Source organism: Azohydromonas sediminis, from assembly GCF_003574675.1.
GTDB lineage: Bacteria > Pseudomonadota > Gammaproteobacteria > Burkholderiales > Burkholderiaceae_C > Calidifontimicrobium > Calidifontimicrobium sediminis.
Genome location: NZ_QOAZ01000001.1, coordinates 194,859 through 217,154 on the forward strand (window position 1 = coordinate 194,859; position 22,296 = coordinate 217,154).

Consider the following 22,296-nt stretch of genomic DNA (forward strand, 5'->3'; position numbering starts at 1 on the left):
CAGTCAACTGCCACCACGCGGAGGATCCGTCATGAACCTGATCGTCTGGCTCGTCGTCGGTGCCGTGCTCGGTCGAATCGCGTGCCTGGTCATGCGCGTCGAGGACAAGGCCATCGTGGCGTCGAGCATCGCCGTCGGCATCCTCGGCGCGCTGTTCAGCGGCTCGCTGCTGACCCCGCTGTTCGGCTTCAGCACCACGCTGCGCGACTTCAGTGCCGGCGGGCTGCTCGTCGCGGCGTTCGGTGCGATCGTGCTGCTCGCGCTCAGCGGCTTCATCGCCCGCGGCCGCGCGCACTGACGCACGGCGGCCGCGGCCTGCGCCACGGCCCGCGCGAGCGGGCGCCATCGCCGACAATGTCGCGATGGTGACCGTCGTGCCGCTGCGCCGCCGCCAATGGATGCTCGGTGCCACGTGCGCCGCGCTGGCCATGCCGTGGCCGCTTCGCGTGCTGGCCAACAGCGCGGCGACGACGTGGCTCGAAGGCGGCCGAGCGACGCCGCTGGCCCGCGAGGCCGTCGCGCTGCTGAATGCCGCCGCCGACGACGGCCTCGACCCGCGCGACTACGACGCCGAGGCCCTGGCGCGCGCCGTCGCGGCCGCGGACACGGCGCCGCTGCCGACGGCGGCCGCGGCGCGCCTCGACGGCGCGCTGACGGCGGCGATGCAGCAGTTCCTGCACGACCTCGCGCACGGCCGCATCGACCCGCGGCGCATCCACCAGCGCTACCGGGTCGCCGCGCGCAGCGATTTCGACGCCGCCACGGCGCTGCAGGCGGCGCTGGCGCGCGGGCGCCTGGCCGACGCGGTGCGCGCGGCGCAGCCGCCGCTGCCGCTGTACGGCCAGCTGCGCGCCGCGCTCGCTGCATACCGCGCGCTCGGCAGCCCTCGCGCGTGGGCGCAGCCGCTGCCGCCACTGCCGGTGCCGCGCGGCAGCCGTGCCGGCAAGCTCGAACCGGGTCAGCCGTGGTCCGGGTTGCCGCTGCTGGTGCAACGGCTGCAGGTGCTCGGCGACCTCGCCGCCGACGTGCCCGTGCCCCCGCGCTACGAAGGCGCCGTCGTCGACGCGGTGCGCGCGTTCCAGCAGCGCCACGGCCTTGCGGTCGACGGCGTGGTCGGGCGCGCGACGGTCGCCGCGCTCGACGTGACGCCGGCGGCACGCGCGCGCCAGATCGAACTGACGATGGAGCGCCTGCGCTGGACGCCGCTGATGCAGGCCCCGCGCATGATCGTCGTCAACGTGCCCGAGTTCGAGCTGCGCGCCTACGAGGTCGTCGACGGCCGCATCCACGTGCGCGAGCAGATGCGCGTCATCGTCGGCCGCGCGCTCGACACGCGCACGCCGCTGTTCGACGAGACGATGCGCTTCATCGAGTTCGCGCCGTACTGGAACGTCCCGCCGTCGATCGCACGCAACGAGACGGTGCCGCGCCTGCGCCGCGACCCCGGCTACTGGGACCGCGAGGGCTTCGAGTTCGTCGCCGGCGACGGGCGCGTCGACACCGTCTTGACCTCGGACAAGCTCGACGCGGTGCTCGCCGGGCGGCTGCGCATCCGCCAGCGCCCCGGCGAGCGCAACGCGCTGGGCGACATCAAGTTCGTGTTCCCGAACAACGACCACATCTTCCTGCACCACACGCCCGGCGTCGCGCTGTTCGAGCGCGAGCGGCGCGACTTCAGCCATGGCTGCATCCGCGTCGAGAAACCGGTCGAGCTGGCGCGCTTCGTGATGGCGGGCATGCCCGGCTGGGACGAGGCGCGCATCCGCGAGGCGATGGCCGGCGGCACGTCGACCACGGTGCGGCTCGCGGCGCCGGTACCGGTATTGATCGCCTACGGAACCGTACTTGTGAAGAACGGTCGCGTCCATTTCTACGATGATCTGTACGGGCACGACGCGCGCCTCGATGCCGCGTTGCGCGGTCGCGCGTCGCCCGCCCACGAACGAGGGAGCCCCTTCCCATGACGATCCCCTGCCACGCCCGCCGTCGCTTCCTGCGCCACGGGGCCGCCGCCGTCGCGACGCTGCCGGCGTTCAGCCTGACGGCGCGGGCGCGCACGGCGCCGGTGCGCGAACTGGCGCTGAACCACCTGCACACGCACGAGCGCATCGAGGTCGTCTACGCGGTCGGCGACAGCTACGTGCCCGAGGCGCTCGGCTCGCTCGACCACTTCCTGCGCGACCACTACAGCGGCGCCGTCGGCCGCATCGACCCGCGGCTGCACGACCTGCTGCACGCGGTTCGGCAGGTGCTCGGCACCGAGCGCCCGTTCCACGTGATCTCCGGCTACCGCGCACCCGAGACCAACGCGCACCTGAAGGCCACGCGCGGTGGCGGTGTGGCCACGCGCAGCCTGCACATGGAAGGCCGCGCGATCGACGTGCGCATCCCCGGCGTGCCGCTCGAAGACCTGCGCGACGCCGCGCTGTCGCTGCAGGCCGGCGGCGTCGGCTACTACCCGCGCGAGCAGTTCGTGCACATCGACACCGGGCGCGTGCGCCGCTGGTGAATCTCGACGCCGCGCAGCGGCTGCACCGTCTCGGGCGGCGTCGCGAGGCGCCTGCCCGTCGAGCGCCGGTTCAGGCCTTGCCGCGTCGCGACGGCTTGACCGGCCGGGAGCCGCTGTCGCGCGGCGGCAGGCCGGTGTGCTGCGTCAGCACGGTGCCGCGCCGCGGCGCGGCGGGCCCCGCCTTGGCCGCCGGCGGCGGTGTCGAGTTCTTGCGCCGCGGGCTGACGTAACCGCCGGCCGTCGACGGCTGGTACGCGGGCACCAGCTGGTGCTTGCCGCTGCCGATCAGGTCGGCACGGCCCATCGCCTTCAGCGCCTCGCGCAGCAGCGGCCAGTTGGCCGGGTCGTGGTAGCGCAGGAAGGCCTTGTGCAGACGGCGGCGCTTCTCGCCGCGCACGATGTCGACCTTCTCGGCGCGCGCATCGCGGTGGATGCCCTTCAGCGGGTTCAGCCCCGTGTGGTACATCGCGGTGGCGGTGGCCATCGGGCTCGGGTAGAAGGTCTGCACCTGGTCGGCACGAAAGCCGTTTCGCTTGAGCCACAGCGCGAGGTTCAGCATGTCGGCGTCGCTCGTGCCGGGGTGCGCGGCGATGAAGTACGGGATCAGGAACTGCTCCTTGCCCGCCTGCTTCGAGAACTTGTCGAACATCGCCTTGAAGCGGTCGTAGCTGCCGATGCCGGGCTTCATCATCTTCGACAGCGGCCCGGCCTCGGTGTGCTCCGGCGCGATCTTGAGATATCCGCCGACATGGTGCGTGACGAGCTCCTTCACGTACTCGGGCGTCTGCACCGCGAGGTCGTAGCGCAGCCCGGAGCCGATCAGGATCTTCTTGATGCCGCGGATCGCCCTGGCCTTGCGGTACAGCCGCACGAGCGGCATCTGGTCGGTGTTCAGGTTCGGGCAGATGCCCGGGTAGACGCAGCTCGGCTTGCGGCACGCGGCCTCGATCGCCGCGCTCTTGCAGCCCAGCCGCCACATGTTCGCGGTGGGGCCGCCGAGGTCGCTGATGACGCCGGTGAAGCCCGGCACCCTGTCGCGGATCGTCTCGATCTCGCGCAGGATGCTGTCTTCGCTGCGGCTCTGGATGATGCGGCCCTCGTGCTCGGTGATCGAGCAGAACGTGCAGCCGCCGAAGCAGCCGCGCATGATGTTCACGCTGAAGCGGATCATCTCCCACGCCGGGATCTTCGTCGGCCCGTCGTGGCGGCCGTGCTCGTCGGCGTAGCGCGGGTGCGGGCTGCGCGCGTACGGCAGGTCGAACACGTGGTCCATCTCGGCCGTCGTCAGTGGGATCGGCGGCGGGTTGATCCACACGTCACGGTCGCCGTGGCGCTGCACCAGCGCGCGCGCGTTGCCGGGGTTGGTCTCGAGGTGCAGCACGCGGTTGGCGTGGGCATAGAGGACGGGGTCGCTCTTGACCTGCTCGTAGCTCGGCAGCCGGATCACGGTGCGCTCGCGCGGCGTCGTGATCGCCCGTGAGCCGGTCTTCTCGAGGTGGCGACGCACGATCGCCACCGGCTTGGCGCCGTCGGCCGCGCCGGCGTCGGACGCGGCGCACGCACCGCCGCGTTCGGCGGCCGTCTGCTGCGTCGTCTGGTACGGGTTGACCAGCGCATCGACCTTGCCCGGCGTGTCGACCTCGGTCGAGTCGATCTCAAACCAGCCGGCCAGCGCCGGGTCGTCGGGGCGGCGGATGAACGCGGTGCCGCGCACGTCGGTGATCGAGGCGATCGGCTCGCGCCGCGCGAGCCGGTGCGCCACTTCGACGACGGCGCGCTCGGCGTTGCCGTACAGCAGCAAGTCGGCCTTGGCGTCGACGAGGATCGAGCGGCGCACCTTGTCCTGCCAGTAGTCGTAGTGCGCGATGCGGCGCAGGCTCGCCTCGATGCCACCGAGCACGATCGGCACGTCGGGGTACGCCTCGCGGCAGCGCTGCGCGTAGACGAGGCTCGCGCGGTCGGGCCGCTTGCCGGCCACGTCGCCGGGCGTGTAGGCGTCGTCGCTGCGGATCTTGCGGTCGGCGGTGTAGCGGTTGATCATCGAGTCCATGTTCCCGGCGGTGACGCCGAAGAACAGGGTCGGGCGGCCGAGCACCTTGAACGGGTCGGCCGAGTGCCAGTCGGGCTGCGCGATGATGCCGACGCGAAAGCCCTGCGCCTCGAGCACACGCCCGATCACCGCCATGCCGAAGCTCGGGTGGTCGACGTAGGCGTCGCCGGTGACGACGATGACGTCGCACGCGTCCCAGCCGAGCGCGTCCATCTCGGCGCGGCTCATCGGCAGGAACGGCGCGGTGCCGAAGCGCTTGGCCCAGTACGGGCGCCACGACGTCAGCGGCCGGGCGGCGGGCATCGCGGTGGGAACGTGGGTGACGGCATCCATGGTGAGATCGGGGATTCTCGGTGCAGGCGCGTGGCAGCGCAGGCGGCGGGACTCTAAAGTCGCCGCCGCGGGGCGGCGGACGTCCCGCCCCACAACAGCGAAGGAGACCTCCCCGATGAACACCCCCACCCAGACCATCCAGCGCTGGCTCGACGAGTTCGGCGCCGCCTGCGCGCGCGGCGACCACGCTGCGGCCACGGCGATGTTCGGCGAAGAGTCGTACTGGCGCGACCTGGTGTCGTTCACCTGGAACATCAAGACCGCCGAAGGTCCGGCGCAGATCCGCGACATGCTCGAAGGCACGATGCCGAATGCGAAGCCGTCGGCCTGGACGATCCAGGGTGAAGGCAGCGAAGCGAATGGGGTCACCGAGGGCTGGTTCACGTTCGAGACCGCCACCGGACGCGGCCGCGGCCACCTGCGGCTGATCGACGGCAAGGCGTGGACGCTGCTGACGACGCTGCAGGAGCTCAAGGGCTTCGAGGAAAAGAAGCGCGAGCGCCGCGACAAGGGCGTCGAGCACGGCGTGCACCCGGGACGCAAGACCTGGCTCGAGCAGCGGCAGGAGGAGGAGCGCACGCTCGGCTTCACGAAGCAGCCCTACGTCGTGATCATCGGCGGCGGGCAGGCCGGCATCATCCTCGGCGCGCGGCTGAAGAAGCTCGGCGTGCCGGCGATCATCGTCGAGAAGAACGAGCGCCCGGGCGACAGCTGGCGCCGGCGCTACAAGAGCCTGTGCCTGCACGACCCGGTGTGGTACGACCACCTGCCGTACCTGCCCTTCCCCGACGACTGGCCCGTGTTCACGCCGAAGGACAAGATCGGCGACTGGCTCGAGAGCTACACCAAGCTGATGGAGCTCAACTACTGGGCGAGCACCGAGTGCAAGGGCGCGCGCTGGAACGAGGCCAACCAGGAGTGGGAAGTCACCGTCGAGCACAAGGGCGAGACCGTCGTGCTGCGCCCGCGCCACCTCGTGTTCGCCACCGGCATGAGCGGCGTGCCGAACCTGCCCGACTATCCCGGGATGGGCGACTTCAAGGGCACGCAGATGCACTCGAGCCGCTTCCGCAGCGGCGAGGACTGGAAAGGCAAGCGCGCGGTCGTCGTCGGCTCGAACAATTCGGCGCACGACATCTGCGCCGACCTGTGGGAACACGGCGCCGACGTCACGATGGTGCAGCGCTCGAGCACGCACGTGGCGCGCAGCGACACGCTGATGGAGCTCGCACTCGGAGCCCTCTACAGCGAGCAGGCGGTGAGGAACGGCATCGATGTCGACACCGCCGACCTGATCTTCGCGAGCCTGCCGTACAAGGCGCTGCCGGCGCTGCAAGTGCCGGTGTACCAGCAGATGAAGGAGCGCGACGCCGACTTCTACGCCCGGCTCGAGAAAGCGGGCTTCCTGCTCGACTTCGGCGACGACGGCTCGGGCCTGTTCCTGAAGTACCTGCGCCGCGGCTCGGGCTATTACATCGACGTCGGCGCCTCCGAGCTCGTCGCCGACGGCAAGATCAAGCTCAAGACCGGCACGATCGACAGCGTCACGCCCACCGGCGTCAAGATGGCCGACGGCACCGAGCTGCCAGCCGACCTGATCGTCTGGGCCACCGGCTACGGCTCGATGAACGGCTGGGTCGCGCAGCTGATCGACCAGGACACCGCCGACCGCCTCGGCAAGTGCTGGGGGCTGGGCTCGGGCACGCGCAAGGACCCGGGGCCGTGGGAAGGCGAGCTGCGCAACATGTGGAAGCCCACGCAGGTGCCGAACCTGTGGATGCAGGGCGGCAACCTGCACCAGAACCGGCACTACTCGCTGTGCATGGCGCTGCAGCTCAAGGCGCGCATGGAGGCCCTGCCGACGCCGGTCTACGGGCTGGCGCCGGTGTACCACAAGGCGTGAGCCGCGCGCGGCAGGCCCGCCACCCGCTCGATTGATGGGTGGCGCGCGCCGGCGCGGCTGGCACACTGTGGCCTCGGCCGCTCCATGACGCACCCACCCCCGACCCTCATCGCCCGTCTGGCCGCCCTTCTGCGCGCGGCTGGCGTCGCGCTGGCCGTCGCCGTGCCATGGCACGCGACGGCGAACCCGCTGCCGGTCGACGAGTCGGCGCTCGTGCGCAGCTACCGCGCCGAGGCGCAGGCCTACGAACACGGCGAGGGCGTGCCGCGCGACGGCGCGCGCGCCGCGACGTTGTACTGCAAGGCGGCCCGGCTCGGCGACGCGAAGTCGCAGTACGCGCTGGGGTGGATGTATGCCAACGGCCGCGGCGTCGAGCGCAACGACGCACTGGCGTCGTTCTTCCTGCGCGCGGCGGCCGAGCAGGGCCTGGCGCCGGCCGAACGGCTGCTCGCACGCCTGCCCGAGACGGTCGAGGTCCCCGACTGCATGCGCGAACCGCCGGCGGTCGCGGTCGTCGTGCCGCCGCAACCCGCCGCCGCGGCGCCTGCGGCGCCCGCGCTGCCGCCGCAGGCGGCCGAGCTGCGGCGCAGCGCGCCGCCGATGATCGTCGACCTCGTCGACCGGCTCGCCCCCCAGTACCAGCTCGAGCCGCACCTGGTGCTTGCGATCATCCGCGTCGAATCGAACTTCGACACCGTCGCGCGCTCGCCGAAGAACGCGCAGGGGCTGATGCAGCTGATCCCCGAGACGGCGCAGCGCTTCAACGTGCTCAACGCCTACGACCCGACACAGAACCTGCGCGGCGGCATGGCGTACCTGCGCTGGCTGCTCGCGTACTTCGAGGGCGACCTGGCGCTCGTCACCGCGGCCTACAACGCCGGCGAAGGCGCGGTCGAGCGCTATCGCGGCATTCCGCCGTACCGCGAGACGCGCGACTACGTGCGCCGCGTCCTCGAGACCGTCGGCACCGTGGTGCACCCGTTCGATGCGAGCGTGACGGCACCGTCGGCAGTACTGCGCGGGCGCCGCACCGCGGCACGCTGAGCCTCGCCGCCCTGGCGCCGTACCCGACGCCGGCGTCGCCGCCGGCCCGCGGCGCTACAGTGCGGCCCATGCCGCGTCCGATCGAGTCGTATGCCGTGCGCCGCCGGCGCGTCGTCGCGGCGCTCGCCGCGCTCGCGCTGCCCCGCGCGCTGTGCGCGCAGGCCAGCCGGCGCGACGGTGGGCAGGAGGTGCTGTCGCTGTACGGGGTCGCGCTGAAGGACGCACCGCTGGACGTGTTCGTCGCCGCGGTGCGCGCCGCCGGCGGCGTCGCGCTCGGCGTGCCGGCCGGCGAGCCGCCGCAGTTCGACACCCGCCAGGCCGGCGTGCCGGCGCTCGAGCGGCTGACCGTCATCGCGCACGAGGGCAAGGTCGTCACGGCGCGCTTCACCGTCAAGGGCTATGGCCAGGACAACGAGGCGCTGCGCCGCGCGCTGCTGGCCAAGTACGGCGTGCCGCTCGTCGTCTCGGCACGGCCGCTGCCGGCGCAGGGTTTCGACGGGCGCGCGAGCCCGCGCGGCGCGTACTTCTGGACCTTCGCCGACGGGATGCGGCTCGTCTACGAGCACCCGCGCGTCGGCGACGTCACGCTGTCGTACACCGACGAGGCCAAGGCGCGTGCGCTGGCCGCCGGCGCGCCGTCGCGCGCGCGGCCCGGCGGCGACCTCGGCGACCGGCTGTAGCACCGCGCGGCCGTCGCGCTACGGCAGCGCGACGGCGGCGCCCGCCTCGTCGTCGGCCTCCTCGCCGAGGAAGCCGCCGCTCTGGCGCGCCCACAGCCGCGCGTACAGCCCGCCGCGCGCGAGCAGCTGCGCGTGCGTGCCCTCCTCGACGATGCGGCCGCGGTCCATCACGACGAGGCGGTCCATCGCCGCGATCGTCGACAGACGGTGCGCGATCGCGACCACCGTCTTGCCTTCCATCAGCGTGTTCAGGCTGGCCTGGATCGCCTGCTCGACCTCGCTGTCGAGCGCGCTGGTGGCCTCGTCGAGCAGCAGGATCGGCGCGTCCTTGAGCATCACGCGCGCGATCGCGATGCGCTGGCGCTGCCCGCCCGAGAGCTTGACGCCGCGCTCGCCGACGTGCGCGTCGTAGCCGCGCCGGCCCTTCGGGTCGACGAGGCCCTCGATGAAGTCGTGCGCCTCGGCGCGCTTCGCGGCAGCGACCATCGCGGCGTCGTCGGCGTCGGGGCGCCCGTAGACGATGTTCTCGCGCACCGAGCGGTGCAGCAGCGACGTGTCCTGCGTGACCATGCCGATCTGCGCGCGCAGGCTCTCCTGCGTGACGTGGGCGATGTCCTGGCCGTCGATCAGGATGCGCCCGCCGTCGACGTCGTAGAAGCGCAGCAGCAGGTTGACCAGCGTGCTCTTGCCGGCGCCCGAGCGACCGACGAGGCCGATCTTCTCGCCCGGCCGGATCACGAGCGAAAGGTCGTCGATAACCTTGCGCGCGCCGCCGTACGCGAAGTCGACGTGCTCGAAGCGGATCTCGCCGCGCGTGACGACGAGCGGCTTCGCGTCGGCGCGGTCGACCACCGTGTGGCGCTTCGACAGCGTGTTGATGCCGTCCTGCACGGTGCCGATGTTCTCGAACAGCGACGCGAACTCCCACATGACCCAGTGCGACATGCCGTTCAGGCGCAGCGCCATCGCGGTGGCCGCCGCGACCGCGCCGACGCCGACGTCGCCGCGCGACCACAGCCACAGCGTGACACCGGCGGTGCTCGCGAGCAGCGCCATGCTCAGCGTGTGGTTGACGACCTCGAAACCGCTGACCAGCCGCATCTGCGCGTACACCGACTGCATGAACTCCTGCATCGCGCTCCGCGCATAGCCGGCCTCGCGGCGCGCGTGGCTGAACAGCTTGACGGTGGCGATGTTGGTGTAGGCGTCGGTGATGCGCCCCGTCATCAGCGAGCGCGCGTCGGCCTGCCGCTTGGCCACCCGCCCGAGCCGCGGCACGAAGTACGCGAGCGAGGCGGCGTACAGCGCGAGCCACGCGACGAAGGGCCCGAGCGCGCGCAGGTCGAACGTGCCGATGACGGCGGTCATCGTGACGAAGTAGATGACGACGAAGACGAGGATGTCGGTGACGATCAGCCACACGTCGCGCACCGCGAGCGCCGTCTGCATGACCTTCGTCGCGATGCGCCCGGCAAACTCGTCCTGGTAGAAGCCCAGGCTCTGCCCGAGCAGCAGGCGGTGGAAGTTCCAGCGCAGCCGCATCGGGAAGTTGCCGGCCAGCGTCTGGTGCTTGATCATCGTCTGCAGCGCCACCACCAGCGGGCTGGCGGCGAGGATGCCCGCCAGCAGCAGCAGCGTGCCGCGCTGCTGCGCCCACAGCTGCCCCGTTGCGGTGGCGCCGAGCCAGTCGACGACGCGCCCGAGCATCGCGAACAGCAGCGCCTCGAACGCGCCGACCACGGCGGTCAGCAGCGCCATGCCGAGAATCCACGGCCGCAGCCCCTCGCTGCACGCCCACATGAACGCGAAGAAGCCGCGCGGCGGCGGCGCGGGCGGCGCGTCGGGGTATGGCGAGACCAGCGTCTCGAAGCGGCGGAACACGGGCAGGCGGACTCGGTGGAAGGCGTGGCGCCACGCCGCCCGGCCACCGCACCCGCGGTGCGGGTCGGGGCCGCACGCCGATGCGCACGGGCCGGCGCGCCGTCGCGCGCGACGAAGGGTGCGAGGTTAGCCGAACTCGCCGGCCCGGCCGGCCCACGGGGTCGCACCGGCCGGCCCGGGCCGCGCGCGCCTCACCCGCGCGACGACAACAGCCGCGACGCCGGCTCGGCACGCGCCGCCGGGTGCGCGCGCATCACCATCAGGCTGCGCGCGAGGTACAGCGCGTTGACCAGGCGCGCGGCGCGCTCGACGCTCATCCCCGGCCAGGTCGCGATCTCGCGCAGCGACACCGTCTCGCGGCGCAACCGCTCGAGCGCCGCACCCATCGCGCCGGTCGCGCCGAGCCGGGCGGCCACGCCCAGCGCACGGTACGCCGCGGTGCCGCCGACCTCGGCGAGCAGCCGCTCGCGCGGGCCGTGCAGCGCGAGCTGCCACAGCAGCGGCACCAGAGGCCGGTACGCATCGGTACGGCCGACGCGCTCGTGCTGGTAGTGCCCCGGCGGGCGCAGCCCGGGCGGCTCGACCGCGAGCAGCGTCAGGTCCGCGAGCCCGAGGTCGCGGCTGGGCTGCAGCGGCCGCGGCGAGTGGTACAGGTCCGAAGCCGGGAACACCGTCACCGGCCACACGAGCCCGTCGTGCTTGAGGTACAGCAGCGCCGACTCGCGCTGGCGCAGACACGCGGCGAGCACTTCGAGCACGTCGCCGCGCGCGGCGTCGGTATCGCGGCGCTGCAGCTCGGCCACCAGCGTCGTCGACAGCACCGTCGGGCCGTCGAGACGCACGTAGCCGCTGCTGCCCATCTCGCGGCGCAGGCGCTCGAACTCGCTGATGCGCCACAGCGACGAATCGTCGAAATCGCGTTCCTGCATCGCCCACCTCCGCCAGCCGGTCGTCTGCGCCGCGTGCCTGCGCGCCGTGGCGCCGGGCGGCATTCGGGCTGCGCAGCTTAGCGGCGGCCCTGCACGCCAGGTGTCAGCAAGCTGTAACAGCCCGCGGCACGTGTCGTGACCACCGCAGCGGGAGCGCCGCGCGACGCAGCGCCGCTCAGCGATCGGGGCCCGAAGGCACGTCAGCGCGCGGGGCGGGGCCGTCGGTGCCGCCGTGCGGCGGTGCGCCGCCTGCCGGCGGCGGGCGCGACGCGCGCTCGCGGTCGCGCGCGATCTCGCGCCGCACCGACACCAGCTGCCAGATGCCCAGCCCGAGCACGACGCCGATCACGAGCGCGAACTCGATCGCGACCAGCGTCGACGGGCTCACGATGCACGCACGGGACGCCGCACCGGGTAGCGCGCGCGTTCCTGGCGCTCGAGGCGGTCGAACAGGTCGATGACCCACGCCGTGCGGTCGAGCACCGCGGGCCGGTCGTCGAGCGGCGGCGGCGCCGACACGGCGGCGTGCACAAGGTGGCGATTGGCCGGCAGCGGCGGCTCGGCGCCGGCACCGCGCGGCCACAGCTGCACGACGGCCTGCGCCAGCAGCCACGCCTTGCGCGAGGCCGGCACGACCGCGCGCGAGTGCCACGCCTGCCGGCCTCGACGGCGCACTTCGTGGCCGATCGCGGCATACAGGCGCCGCGCGGCGTTGATGCCCGGGCGGCACGGCAGCGGCAGCCGCGCGACGCCGCCGTCGACGCGGCGGTACAGCGCATCGGCCTGCGCGAGCAGCCGCAGCACCGCGCGCTCGATCGCGGGGTGCGGCTGCGGGTCGGCGAGCCACGCGTCGGGGTCGAGGCCGTCGTCGCGCAGCCAGGCGCGCGGCAGGTACAGGCGGCCCATCGCCGCGTCCTCGCGCACGTCGCGCGCGATGTTCGACAGCTGCATCGCGACGCCGAGGTCGCAGGCACGCGCGAGCGGTTCGGCACCGCGCACGCCCATCAGCAGCGCCATCATCGCGCCGACGGCACCCGCGACGCGCGCGGCGTAGTCGCACACGTCGTCGAAGGTCTCGTAGCGGCGGCCCTGCGCGTCCCACGCGAAGCCCTCGAGCAGCGCCTCGGGCAGCGCGCGCGGGATGTGATAGCGGTGCACGACGGCCGCCAGCGCGCGGTCGGCCGGGTGCGACGTCGGCGCGAGGCGGTAGACGGCGTCGAGCCGCAGCCGCAGCGCCTCGAGCGCACGCGGACTGCCGCCGCTGGCGTCGATCTCGTCGTCGGCGATGCGGCAGAACGCGTACAGCGCGCACGCCGGCTCGCGCACCGCGCGCGGCAGCAGCAGCGACGCGGCGAAGAAGCTGCGCGAGCCGCCGCGCATCAGCTCGCGGCACGCGGCGAGGTCGATCGGCGAGACCTGCGGCGCCATCGTGTCGCTCATGCGGTGGCCATCGCCGTCGGCGCCGCGGCGCGCGCGACGAGCGCCTCGGCGTCGGGGACGACGGTGTCGAGCACGCGCGCCGACGACAGCACGCCCGGGATGCCCGCGCCCGGGTGCGTGCCGGCGCCGACGAGATACAGCCGATCGAGCTCCTCGCTGCGGTTGTGCGGGCGGAACCACGCGCTTTGCGTCAGCACCGGCTCGAGGCTGAACGCGGCGCCGTACACCGAGTTCAGGCGCTGCTCGAAGTCCAGCGGCGTCAGGACGCGCGACGTGACGACGTGGTCGCCCAGCCCGGGCAGCAGCGTCGCCTCGAGGCGGCGCTGCATCTTGCGCCGAAACGGCTCGGCCTCGCGCGTCCAGTCGATGCCGCTTTGCTGGTGCGGCACCGGCGACAGCACGTAGAACGCGTCGCAGCCGGGCGGCGCGAGCGACGGGTCGGTCGCCGTGGGCCGGTGCAGGTACAGGCTGACGTCGTCGGCGAGCACCTTGCGCTCGAAGATGTCGTCGAGCAGCCCGCGGTAGCGCGGCCCGAGCGAGATCGTGTGGTGCGCGACGTCGTCGTAGCGGCGCCTGGTGCCGAAGTACCAGACGAACAGGCTCATCGAGTAGCGCGCGCGCTCGATCTTGCGGTCGGTCCAGCGGCGGCGGTGCCGCGCCGGCACGAGGTGCTTGTAGGTGTACGCGGCATCGGCGTTCGAGACGACGACGTCGGCCGCGATGACCTCGCCGCTGTCGAGCTGCACGCCCGTCGCGGCGCGCCCCTCGACGAGGATCTCGCGCACCGGCGCGAGGCAGCGCACCGTGCCGCCCTGGCCCTCGATCAGCTTGACCAGGCCTTTGACGAGGCTGCCCATGCCGCCCATCGCGTAGTGCACGCCGAAGCGGCGCTCGAGGAACAGGATCAGGCAGTAGACCGACGTCGTGTTGAACGGGTTGCCGCCCACCAGCAGCGGCTGGTACGTCAGGATCTGGCGCAGCTTGTCGTGCTTCACGTAGCGGCTGGCCATCTGGTAGACGGTGCGCCAGCTCTGCAGCTTGAGCAGCTGCGGCGCGAGCCGCGCCATGTCGGTCCACGAGTCGAACGGCACGTGGCCGAGCTGCTCGAAGCCGACCTTGTAGATGGCCTCGCTCGCCTTCAGGAAGCGCTCATAGCCGTCGACGTCACCGGGCGACAGCTTCGCGACCTGCGCGCGCATCGCCTCGGGGTCGCCGCTGTAGTCGAAGAACGTGCCGTCGTCGAAGCGGATGCGGTAGAACGGGCTGACCGGGCGCAGGTCGATGTCGTCCGACAGCCTGCGTCCGGCGAGCTGCCACAGCTCCTCGAGCAGGAACGGCGCCGTGATGACGGTGGGGCCGGCATCGAACGTGAAGCCGTCCTGCCGGTGCACGCAGGCGCGCCCGCCCGGGGCGTCGAGCTTCTCGAGCACCGTCACGCGGTAACCGCGCGCCCCCAGCCGCACCGCGGCCGCCAGGCCGCCGAAGCCGCTGCCGATCACGACGGCGTGCGGCGCACCGGCGCGTGGCACACGCGCCGCCAGCGGGGGCGGCACTGTCAACATTGCTTGATGCTACGTGTGTCATCGCCAGTTGACAAGTCGGCGTGCCGTGCGGCACCGCGGGCAACCGGTGCGCGGCAGGTCAGGCGCCGTGCCCCGTCTCGCCCTCGGGCGGCCACACGCGCTCGAAGAACTCGAGCACGAGCACGCTCGAGGCGTCGAACCCGAAGCCCTCGCGCTCGGCGCGCTCGCCGAAGTCCTGCCGGTGCGCGGTGAGCCACCACGCGAGCGTCAGGTCCCCCTCGCCGGCCGCAAACGCGACGGCCTCGTCGATCTCGTCGAAGCGCCGCTTCTCGACGTGCGTCGTGCGCACGATCGCGCGCGGGCGGCCGGCGCCGTCGAGCACGACGAGGTGGTCACCAACGGCGGGCAGCGCGTCGCCGTCGCGCTCGAAGTCCGCGAGCAGCGTCGCGTGCGCGCGCTTGACGCCACGCTCGACGAGCTCGGCCAATTCGTCGGCCAGACGCCGCGTGTGGCCGAGCGCGGTGGCGGCGAAGCCCTCGACCTTCACGCCACGGGCACGCTGGTACGCGAGCCAGAACGGCTCGATCAGCGCGGCCTGCCCGGGTGCCGGACGCTCGTCGGCGGACATCGGCTCCCTCGTGCTCACCCGGCGGCGCGCAGCGCCGCGCGCAGCTGTGCGCCGAGCTCGGGCTTGTCGGCGAACGGGTCGGTCGGGTTGCGTCCCTGCACGACGTCCTCGAGGCGCGTCTGCACGCCCTTGAGCGCGTGCGGGTGGCTGTAGATGTAGAAGCGGCGCTCGCGCAGCGCATCGAACACGGCCTGCGCGACCTGCGCCGCGGTCACCTTGCCGCTCGTCACCGCCTTCTCGCTCATCGCCTGCGCGATCAGCTGGCTGCGCGTGGGCGGTGGCGGCGGCAGATCCGCCGGGCGGTTGCGCTGGCTGCGGTGGATGCCGGTGGGCACGAAGTACGGGCACAGCACCGACGCCGTGACCTGCCCGGTGACGAGCAAAAGGTCCTGGTACAGCGTCTCGCTCAGCGCCACCACCGCGTGCTTCGTCGCGTTGTACAGGCCCATGTTCGGCGGGCTCAGCAGCCCGGCCATCGACGCGGTGTTGACGACATGGCCCTCGTACGCGGCATCGGCCTTCGCCGCCTCGAGCATCATCGGCACGAACACGCGCACGCCGTACGCGACGCCCATCAGGTTGACGCCGACGACCCACTCCCAGTCGGCGGCCGTGTGCTCCCACACCAGGCCGCCGACGGCGACGCCGGCGTTGTTGAAGACGAAGTGCGGTGCACCGAACCGCTCGCGCACCGCGGCGCCGAGCGCGTCGACGTCGGCCGCCTTCGCAACGTCGACGCGCATCGGTAGCACCTGCGCGCCGAGGTCGCGGATCTCGTGCGCCGCGAGCTCGAGCGCGTCGGGCTGCACGTCGGCCATCACGACGTGCATGCCCTCGCGCGCGGCGAGGCGTGCCACCTCGAGGCCGAAGCCCGACGCGGCGCCGGTGATCACCGCGGTGCGGCCGTGGAAGGTCTTCATCGTCGGGTCTCCTCGTCGGTGGTCAGCGGCCCCGCGCCCGCTCGATCAGCGCGTCGAACGGCAGGTCCGCCGGGAGCGTGCCGAACACGTCGCTGCCCTGCGCGAGGCGCGCGCGGCAGAACGCCTCGGCCACCGCACGCGGCGCGTGGCGCGCGAGCAGCGACGCCTGCATCAAGAGGGCGACGTCGCGCGCCAGCGCGCGCGCCGCGATCTCGTCGGTGACGCCGTCGATGCGCGCCGGCAGCGCCGCGGCGAGCCGGTCGAAGCCCGGGTGGATGCCGCGCGCGGCCGCGAGTTCGCGCTCGAGCGCCGGCGCCGCGTCGGCGCTGCGCAGCGCGCGCAGCAGGTCGAGCGCCATGATGTTGGCCGCGCCCTCCCAGATCGAGTTCAGCGGCATCTCGCGGTAGATGCGCGCCATCACGCCTTCGCCGTGCTCCTCGACGTAGCCGTTGCCGCCGAGGCACTCCATCGCCTCCTGGCCGAAGGCGCTGCCGCGCTTGCAAATCCAGAACTTGGCGATCGGCGTCAGCACGCGGCGCAGCACGGCCTCGTGCTCGCGTTCGGGGTGGCCGGGGTGCTCGGTGCGGTCGATCGTCACCGCGACGCGCAGCGCGAGCGCGGTGGCAGCCTCGCTCTCGAGCGCGAGGTCGGCGAGCACGTTCTTCATCAGCGGCTGCTCGACGAGCCGCCTGCCGAACGCGCTGCGGTGCGCCGTGTGGTGCAGCGCGAGCGTCAGCCCCGCGCGCATCAGGCCCGCGGTGCCGAGCGCACAGTCGAGGCGCGTGAGCGCACCCATCGCGAGGATCTGCGGCACGCCGCGCCCCTCGTCGCCCACGCGCCAGCCGATCGCGTCGTGGAACTCGACCTCGCTGCTCGCGTTCGCGTGGTTGCCGAGCTTGTCCTTCAGCCGCTGCACGCGCAGCGCGTTGACGCTGCCGTCGGGCAGGATGCGCGGCACGAAGAAGCAGCTGAGTCCCCCGCTCGCCTGCGCGAGCACGAGGTGCGCGTCGCACATCGGCGCCGAGAAGAACCACTTGTGGCCGGTGATGCGGTAGCGCTCGCCCCAGGCGTCGGCGCCGTCGCGCTCGGCACGCGTCGTGTTCGAGCGCACGTCGGAGCCGCCCTGTTTCTCCGTCATGCCCATGCCGAGCGTGACCGCGCTCTTGCGGTCGAACGGCACGAAGCGCGGGTCGTAGTCCGACGCGACGATCTTCGGCATCCACGCCTGGGTGATGCCGGCGTTGGCGCGCAGCGCGGGCGTCACGGCGTAGCTCATCGACACGGGGCACAGCACCGACGGCTCGAGCTCGGTGAACAGCATGAACGCCGCGGCGCGCTCGACGTGCGCACCCGGCCCCTTCGCCCACGGCGCGCCGTGCAGGCCGTGGCGCAGCGCGCTGGCCATCAGCGCGTGGTAGCTCGGGTGGAACTCGACCTGGTCGATGCGGTGGCCGAAGCGGTCGTGCGTTTTCAGCCGCGGCGGGTGGACGTTGGCCAGCCGCGCGTGCTCGAGCATGTCGGCACGGCCGAACTCGACGCCCATCGCCGCGAGCCGCGCCGTCTCGTGCTCCGGCAGGTGGTGCGCCAGCGCGTCGCGCAGCGGGCGGTTCCACGCCCACAGGTCGTGGTCGGCCAGCGGCGGCGGCTGGTTCGTGACGTCGTGCGTGACGAAGCTCATGGACCTTCCTTTCGCAGCATCTCGACGTGGGGAATGTCGTCTTCGAGGTACGTGTCGCTCACGGTCTCGAAACCGAAGCTGGCGTAGAAGCGCTGCAGGTGCGCCTGCGCGCTGATGCGGATCGCGCGCCCGGGCCACAAGCGCCCGCAGCCGGCCACGCCTTCGGCGACCAGCGCGCGCCCGAGCCCGGTGCCGCGCACCTCGGGCGCGACCGCGACGCGACCGATCGAGGGCTCGGCGTACTTCGCGCCCGGGTCGACGACGCGCAGCACGGCCTGCAGCGTGCCGCTCGCGTCGCGGCCGAGCAGGTGCCAGGCGACGCGGTCGAGCCCGTCGGGATCGAGGTACGGGCCCTGCTCGAGAATGAAAACGCAGCAGCGCAGCTGCAGCGCGTCGTACAGACCATCGACCCCGAGGTCGGCGAAGCGCGACCACGACCAGCGCATCGCCGCCCTAGACGAGCCTGACGAGCTGCTTGCCGAAGTTGCGCCCCTTCAGCAGCCCGAGAAAGGCCTCGGGCGCGCTCTCGAGGCCGTGCGCGATCGTCTCGCGGTACTTCAGCCGGCCGCTGGCCACCATCGCGCCGAGCTCCTTGAGCGCCGCAGGCCACAGGTCCATCCGCTCGCTGACGATGAAGCCCTGGACTTTCAGCCGCGAGATCAGGATCAGCTGCGGGTTCGCCATCGGGATCGGCTGGCCGTCGTAGCCGGCGATCATGCCGCACATCGCGATGCGGCCGAACGCGTTCATGCGCAGCATCACGGCGTCGAGGATCGTGCCGCCGACGTTCTCGAAGTAACCGTCGATGCCGTTCGGGCACGCCTGCTTCAGCGCGGCCGCGAGCGACTTGAGGTCGCGTTGCGCCTTGTAGTCGATGCAGGCGTCGAAGCCGAGCTCTTCGGTGACGTAGGCGCACTTCTCGGGCCCGCCGGCGATGCCGACCGCACGGCAGCCGCGCGCCTTCGCGAGCTGGCCGACGACGCCGCCGACCGCGCCGCTGGCGGCGCTGACGACGACCGTCTCGCCGGCCTTCGGCTCGATGATCGTGTTCAGCCCCACCCACGCCGTGACGCCGGGCATGCCCACCGCGCCGAGGTAGGCCGACAGCGGCACGTGCGTCGTGTCGACCTTGCGCAGCACGCCGCGCTGGCGTGCGTCGACGAGCTGGTACTGCTGCCAGCCGCCCATGCCGACGACCTGGTCGCCGACCGCGAAGTCCGGGTGGCGCGACGCGATCACCTCGCCCGCGGTGCCGCCGATCATCACCTCGCCGAGCGGCTGCGGCTGCGCGTAGCTCTTGCCCTCGTTCATGCGCCCGCGCATGTACGGGTCGAGGCTCAGGTAGTGGATCTTCACGAGCACCTGCCCGTCGGCGAGCGCGTCGGGGTCGACGGTCGAGGTCTGCAGGCGGAAGTTGTCGAGCGTCGCTTCGCCGCTGGGGCGCGAGGCGAGCACGATCTGATGGTTGACGAGGGCGGTCATGCGGACTCCGGGCGCGGCGCGGAGCGCCGCAGTTCGTTGAGCTTGCGCCCGCGCGTGGGCAGCGCGCGCAGGTACTTGAAGGTCGCGGTCGCGTGCGCGCAGCGGTGGCCGTGGTCGTCGACGACCCAGCCCTCGCAGAACGCCAGCGTCGCGGTGCGGTGCAGCAGGCGGCCATGGCCGGCGAGCACGCCCTCGGCCGGCTGCATGAACGTCGTCTTCATCTCGACGGTGGCCACGCCGGGCGCGTCGTCGGGGTGGCGGTGCACGCTGCGCGCCGCGTGCGCCATCGCGACGTCGAGCAGCGTCATCAGCACGCCGCCGTGTGCGACGCCCCACGAGTTGGTCAGGGCCTCGCGCAGCGCGAGCGCCACCTCGGCCTCGCCGCCGCCGAAGCGCCGCAGCTCGAGGCCCAGGTGCTCGACGAACGGGATGTGCGCGGCGAACTGCAATCAGCCTCCGCGGTGCACGGCCGACACGCCGCCGTCGACGGCGAGGATCTGCCCGGTGATGTGCTTGCCGGCGGCGCTGGCGAACAGCAGCGCGGCGCCCTTGAGGTCGTCGTCGTCGCCGATGCGCCGCAGCGGCGCCGACGCGGCGAGGTTGTCGACACCGAACTGCTCGAGCACGCCCTTGGTCATCTTGCTCGGGAAGAAGCCCGGCGCCAGCGCGTTGACGGTGATGCCGTAAGGCCCCCACTCGCCGGCTAGCGTGCGCGTGAAGTTGACGACCGCGCCCTTGCTCGTGCCGTAGGCGATGAACTTCATCTCGGCGCTGCCACCGAGCCCCGCGATCGACGCGACGTTGATGATGCGCCCGTAGCGGCGCGGGATCATGCTCGCCTTGCCCACCGCCTGCGAGAACAGGAACACGCTGCGCACATTGAGGTTCATCACCTTGTCCCACGCCTCGAGCGGGTGGTCCTCGGCCGGGGCGCCCCAGGTGGCACCGGCGTTGTTGACGAGGATGTCGACGTGTCCGAGGCGCTGCAGCGTCTCGTCGACGACGCGGCGGATCTCGTCGGGCCGGCTCGCGTCGGCGGCGACCCAGCGCGCGTCGATGCCCTTCGTGCTCAGCTCGGCGGCGGCCTCCTCGAGGTCGGCCGCCTTGCGCGAGGTCAGCATCACCTTGGCGCCGGCCTCGCCGAGCGCCTCGGCGATCTGCAGCCCGAGGCCGCGCGAGCCGCCGGTGACGAGCGCGGTGCGGCCGCTCAGGTCGAACAGTTGAAAGACGTGGGTGCTCATCGGCGGGTCTCCTGGGTGATCGGGGGCCGGGGTCAGCGAGGCGGGTCCTGCATGCGCGAGCGCACGACGATCAGCACGACGCCGGCGGCGGCGGCCATGCCACCGCCGACGACGAGGCCCCAGCCGAGCGCGTCGTGCTGCCGCTGCACGAACCCGCCGAGCGAAGCGACGAGCAGGCCGGCATAGATCAGCACCCAGGCCAGCGTCTCGACGGTCGTCGTCTTCATCGCGCGGGTCAGAACCAGTCGGGGTCCATCGTGCGGCACACCGCCTCGCGCGAGGCGACGACGGCGAGCCAGGCATCGATCTTCGGCAGCTCGTAGGCGTAGAAGTAGCGCATCGCCGCGAGCTTGCCGTGCTTCATCGCACCGTCGCCCAGGCGCTGCGCCGCGAGCGCGACGTCGAGCCAGATCCACGCCAGCACGACGTGGCCGAAGGCCTGCAGGTACGGCGTCGCGTTCGCGAGCGCCTCTTCGGGCACGCCGGTGGCCCACGCGGCCTTCGTCGCGGCGCCGACCTTGTGCAGCGCGGCGGCGAGCGCGTTCGCGTGCGCCGCGAGCCCCTCGACGTGGCCGGCGCGCTCGATCGTCGCATTCACGCGCGTGGCCAGCAGCCTCAACCCGGCGCCGCCGTCCATCACGACCTTGCGCCCGAGCAGGTCGAGCGCCTGGATGCCGTGCGTGCCCTCGTGGATCATGTTCAGGCGGTTGTCGCGCCAGTACTGCTCGACTGGGAAGTCGCGCGTGTAGCCGTAGCCGCCGAGCACCTGGATCGCGAGGCTGTTCGCCTCCAGGCACCACTCGCTCGGCCAGCTCTTGGCCACCGGCGTCAGCACCTCGAGCAGCCGCTTCGCGTCGGCGGCGGCGGCGGGCTCGCCGGTGTGCTGCTCGTCGACGAGCCGCGCGCAGTACAGCTCGAGCGCGAGCGCGCCTTCGGCGTAGGCCTTCTGTGCGAGCAGCATGCGCTTGACGTCGGCGTGCTCGACGATCGGCACCTGCGGCTGTGTCGGGTCCTTGCCGCGGCCGGTGACCGGCCGGCCCTGCGGCCGCTGCTTCGCGTACGCGAGCGACGCCTCGAACCCGGCCATGCCGAGCATCGCCGCGGCCATGCCGATCGCGATGCGCGCCTCGTTCATCATGTGGAACATGCAGCGCAGGCCGTCGCCGGGCGCGCCGACGCGCCAGCCGATGGCCCCTGCGCGGCCGCCCGGCGTGTAGCGGCCCTCGCCGAAGTTCAGCAGCGTGTTCGTCGTGCCGCGCCAGCCGCACTTGTGGTTCAGCCCGGCGAGCGCGACGTCGTTGCGCTCGCCGCTCAGGCGCCCGTCGGCGTCGACGAGCCACTTCGGCACGATGAAGAGCGATATGCCCTTCACGCCGGGCACGAGCCGCCCGTCGGGGCCGGGGATCTTCGCGAGCACGAGGTGCACGATGTTCTCGGTCAGCTCGTGCTCGCCGGCCGAGATCCACATCTTGTGGCCCGTGAGGCGGTAGCGCGGCCCGAGCGGGTCGGCGTCAAAGCCCTCGCCGTCGGGCACCGCGCGCGTCGCGACGTCGGACAGGCTCGAACCCGCCTGCGGCTCGCTCAGGCACATCGTGCCCGACCAGCGCCCGGCGAACTCGGCGTGCGCGAACACGCGCTGCTGCGCCGGCGTGCCGTGCGCCATCAGCAGGTTCGCATTGGCCACCGTCAGCATCGCGGCGCTGATGCTGACGCTGGCCTTCGCGAAGAAGCCGTTGGCCGCCGCCTCGACCGTGTACGGCAGCTGCATGCCGCCGAGCGCGTAGTCCTGCGCCGCGGCGAGCATGCCACTGTCGGCATACGCCTTCCACGCGTCGTGCGTGGCCTGCGGCAGGACGATCTTCTCGCCGTCGAAACGCGGCTCCTCGGTGTCGACGAGGCGGTTGAACGGCGCGTATTTCTCGCGCGCGATGCGCTCGCAGGTGTCGAGCACCTGCGCGAAGGTCTCGCGCGAGTGGTCGGCGAAGCGCGCGCGCGCGGTCAGCGACTCGACGGCCAGCCAGTCGTGCAGCAGGAAGTCGACGGTCGCACGCACCG

At 72.6% G+C, this 22,296-nt stretch carries 21 protein-coding genes; 6 read left to right on the plus strand and 15 right to left on the minus strand.

The features are described from left to right. Positions 1–31: 31 nt before the first annotated feature. The 3 genes from DRV96_RS00905 to mepK all read left to right on the plus strand — a co-directional run bounded on the left by DRV96_RS00905 (position 32) and on the right by mepK (position 2,509). Positions 32–298 (plus strand): GlsB/YeaQ/YmgE family stress response membrane protein, encoded by a 267-nt coding sequence (locus DRV96_RS00905; RefSeq protein WP_119286661.1) that lies wholly within the window; start codon positions 32–34, stop codon positions 296–298. 64 nt (positions 299–362) lie between these two features. Further along, a complete protein-coding gene (locus DRV96_RS00910) occupies positions 363–1,964 on the plus strand; it encodes a L,D-transpeptidase family protein (RefSeq protein ID WP_419187029.1) in 1,602 nt (533 codons plus the stop codon). Then, positions 1,961–2,509 (plus strand): peptidoglycan L,D-endopeptidase MepK, encoded by a 549-nt coding sequence (gene mepK / locus DRV96_RS00915; protein WP_119286663.1) that lies wholly within the window; start codon positions 1,961–1,963, stop codon positions 2,507–2,509. The genes DRV96_RS00910 and mepK overlap by 4 nt, the downstream gene beginning before the upstream one ends. A gap of 70 nt (positions 2,510–2,579) precedes the next feature. Here mepK and DRV96_RS00920 read toward each other — a convergent pair whose 3' ends face one another. Beyond that, entirely contained in the window at positions 2,580–4,892 is a 2,313-nt protein-coding gene (locus DRV96_RS00920; RefSeq protein ID WP_119286666.1) for a YgiQ family radical SAM protein, read from the minus strand. A gap of 115 nt (positions 4,893–5,007) precedes the next feature. Here DRV96_RS00920 and DRV96_RS00925 point away from each other — a divergent pair, with 115 nt between their 5' ends. From DRV96_RS00925 to DRV96_RS00935, 3 genes are all read left to right on the plus strand, one after another. Further along, a complete protein-coding gene (locus tag DRV96_RS00925; protein WP_119286668.1) occupies positions 5,008–6,795 on the plus strand; it encodes an NAD(P)/FAD-dependent oxidoreductase in 1,788 nt (595 codons plus the stop codon). Between the two features lie 84 nt (positions 6,796–6,879). Then, positions 6,880–7,839, plus strand: coding sequence for a transglycosylase SLT domain-containing protein (locus tag DRV96_RS00930; RefSeq protein ID WP_119286670.1), 960 nt, complete (start codon positions 6,880–6,882; stop codon positions 7,837–7,839). A gap of 68 nt (positions 7,840–7,907) precedes the next feature. Beyond that, positions 7,908–8,519 (plus strand): hypothetical protein, encoded by a 612-nt coding sequence (locus DRV96_RS00935; protein ID WP_119286672.1) that lies wholly within the window; start codon positions 7,908–7,910, stop codon positions 8,517–8,519. A gap of 18 nt (positions 8,520–8,537) precedes the next feature. Here DRV96_RS00935 and DRV96_RS00940 read toward each other — a convergent pair whose 3' ends face one another. The 14 genes from DRV96_RS00940 to DRV96_RS01005 form a co-directional block, all read right to left on the minus strand. Then, positions 8,538–10,400: an ABC transporter ATP-binding protein gene (locus DRV96_RS00940; protein ID WP_210756942.1), complete on the minus strand. Its 1,863-nt coding sequence runs from the start codon at positions 10,398–10,400 to the stop codon at positions 8,538–8,540. Between the two features lie 191 nt (positions 10,401–10,591). After that, positions 10,592–11,329, minus strand: a complete 738-nt coding sequence (locus tag DRV96_RS00945) for a hypothetical protein (RefSeq protein WP_119286676.1) — start codon at positions 11,327–11,329, stop codon at positions 10,592–10,594. Positions 11,330–11,504: 175 nt separating this feature from the next. Continuing rightward, positions 11,505–11,717 carry a hypothetical protein gene (locus DRV96_RS00950; protein ID WP_119286678.1) on the minus strand — a complete coding sequence of 71 codons (213 nt, stop codon included), beginning with the start codon at positions 11,715–11,717 and terminating at the stop codon, positions 11,505–11,507. Then, entirely contained in the window at positions 11,714–12,769 is a 1,056-nt protein-coding gene (locus DRV96_RS00955; protein ID WP_119286680.1) for a phytoene/squalene synthase family protein, read from the minus strand. Before DRV96_RS00955 ends, DRV96_RS00950 begins: the two co-directional genes overlap by 4 nt. Then, the gene (locus DRV96_RS00960) at positions 12,766–14,322 is read right to left on the minus strand and encodes a phytoene desaturase (protein ID WP_235823232.1); all 1,557 of its coding nucleotides are present in this window, start codon (positions 14,320–14,322) and stop codon (positions 12,766–12,768) included. The genes DRV96_RS00955 and DRV96_RS00960 overlap by 4 nt, the downstream gene beginning before the upstream one ends. Positions 14,323–14,410: 88 nt before the next feature. After that, positions 14,411–14,920 carry an ASCH domain-containing protein gene (locus tag DRV96_RS00965; RefSeq protein ID WP_119286686.1) on the minus strand — a complete coding sequence of 170 codons (510 nt, stop codon included), beginning with the start codon at positions 14,918–14,920 and terminating at the stop codon, positions 14,411–14,413. A gap of 14 nt (positions 14,921–14,934) precedes the next feature. After that, positions 14,935–15,840: an SDR family oxidoreductase gene (locus DRV96_RS00970; protein WP_119286688.1), complete on the minus strand. Its 906-nt coding sequence runs from the start codon at positions 15,838–15,840 to the stop codon at positions 14,935–14,937. Between the two features lie 22 nt (positions 15,841–15,862). Beyond that, a complete protein-coding gene (locus DRV96_RS00975; RefSeq protein ID WP_119286690.1) occupies positions 15,863–17,518 on the minus strand; it encodes an isovaleryl-CoA dehydrogenase in 1,656 nt (551 codons plus the stop codon). Next, on the minus strand, positions 17,515–17,964 hold the full coding sequence (locus DRV96_RS00980; RefSeq protein ID WP_119286693.1) for a GNAT family N-acetyltransferase: 450 nt from the start codon (positions 17,962–17,964) through the stop codon (positions 17,515–17,517). Before DRV96_RS00980 ends, DRV96_RS00975 begins: the two co-directional genes overlap by 4 nt. Positions 17,965–17,971: 7 nt before the next feature. Further along, positions 17,972–19,000, minus strand: a complete 1,029-nt coding sequence (locus DRV96_RS00985) for an NADP-dependent oxidoreductase (protein WP_119286695.1) — start codon at positions 18,998–19,000, stop codon at positions 17,972–17,974. Further along, on the minus strand, positions 18,997–19,449 hold the full coding sequence (locus DRV96_RS00990) for a PaaI family thioesterase (RefSeq protein ID WP_119286697.1): 453 nt from the start codon (positions 19,447–19,449) through the stop codon (positions 18,997–18,999). The genes DRV96_RS00985 and DRV96_RS00990 overlap by 4 nt, the downstream gene beginning before the upstream one ends. Then, positions 19,450–20,241, minus strand: coding sequence for an SDR family oxidoreductase (locus tag DRV96_RS00995; RefSeq protein WP_119286699.1), 792 nt, complete (start codon positions 20,239–20,241; stop codon positions 19,450–19,452). 32 nt (positions 20,242–20,273) lie between these two features. Continuing rightward, positions 20,274–20,468, minus strand: a complete 195-nt coding sequence (locus tag DRV96_RS01000; protein WP_119286701.1) for a hypothetical protein — start codon at positions 20,466–20,468, stop codon at positions 20,274–20,276. 8 nt (positions 20,469–20,476) lie between these two features. Beyond that, on the minus strand, positions 20,477–22,294 hold the full coding sequence (locus DRV96_RS01005; RefSeq protein WP_210756943.1) for an acyl-CoA dehydrogenase: 1,818 nt from the start codon (positions 22,292–22,294) through the stop codon (positions 20,477–20,479). Between the last annotated feature and the right edge of the window lie 2 nt (positions 22,295–22,296).

Excerpts from the sequence above, each read along its gene's own strand:
- DRV96_RS00905 (WP_119286661.1), top strand. The coding sequence starts at position 32 with ATGAACCTGATCGTCTGGCTCGTCGTCGGTGCCGTGCTCGGTCGAATC.
- DRV96_RS00910 (WP_419187029.1), top strand. The coding sequence starts at position 363 with ATGGTGACCGTCGTGCCGCTGCGCCGCCGCCAATGGATGCTCGGTGCC.
- mepK (WP_119286663.1), top strand. The coding sequence starts at position 1,961 with ATGACGATCCCCTGCCACGCCCGCCGTCGCTTCCTGCGCCACGGGGCC.
- DRV96_RS00920 (WP_119286666.1), bottom strand. The coding sequence starts at position 4,892 with ATGGATGCCGTCACCCACGTTCCCACCGCGATGCCCGCCGCCCGGCCG.
- DRV96_RS00925 (WP_119286668.1), top strand. The coding sequence starts at position 5,008 with ATGAACACCCCCACCCAGACCATCCAGCGCTGGCTCGACGAGTTCGGC.
- DRV96_RS00930 (WP_119286670.1), top strand. The coding sequence starts at position 6,880 with ATGACGCACCCACCCCCGACCCTCATCGCCCGTCTGGCCGCCCTTCTG.
- DRV96_RS00935 (WP_119286672.1), top strand. The coding sequence starts at position 7,908 with ATGCCGCGTCCGATCGAGTCGTATGCCGTGCGCCGCCGGCGCGTCGTC.
- DRV96_RS00945 (WP_119286676.1), bottom strand. The coding sequence starts at position 11,329 with ATGCAGGAACGCGATTTCGACGATTCGTCGCTGTGGCGCATCAGCGAG.
- DRV96_RS00955 (WP_119286680.1), bottom strand. The coding sequence starts at position 12,769 with ATGAGCGACACGATGGCGCCGCAGGTCTCGCCGATCGACCTCGCCGCG.
- DRV96_RS00965 (WP_119286686.1), bottom strand. The coding sequence starts at position 14,920 with ATGTCCGCCGACGAGCGTCCGGCACCCGGGCAGGCCGCGCTGATCGAG.
- DRV96_RS00970 (WP_119286688.1), bottom strand. The coding sequence starts at position 15,840 with ATGAAGACCTTCCACGGCCGCACCGCGGTGATCACCGGCGCCGCGTCG.
- DRV96_RS00975 (WP_119286690.1), bottom strand. The coding sequence starts at position 17,518 with ATGAGCTTCGTCACGCACGACGTCACGAACCAGCCGCCGCCGCTGGCC.
- DRV96_RS00980 (WP_119286693.1), bottom strand. The coding sequence starts at position 17,964 with ATGCGCTGGTCGTGGTCGCGCTTCGCCGACCTCGGGGTCGATGGTCTG.
- DRV96_RS00985 (WP_119286695.1), bottom strand. The coding sequence starts at position 19,000 with ATGACCGCCCTCGTCAACCATCAGATCGTGCTCGCCTCGCGCCCCAGC.
- DRV96_RS00995 (WP_119286699.1), bottom strand. The coding sequence starts at position 20,241 with ATGAGCACCCACGTCTTTCAACTGTTCGACCTGAGCGGCCGCACCGCG.
- DRV96_RS01000 (WP_119286701.1), bottom strand. The coding sequence starts at position 20,468 with ATGAAGACGACGACCGTCGAGACGCTGGCCTGGGTGCTGATCTATGCC.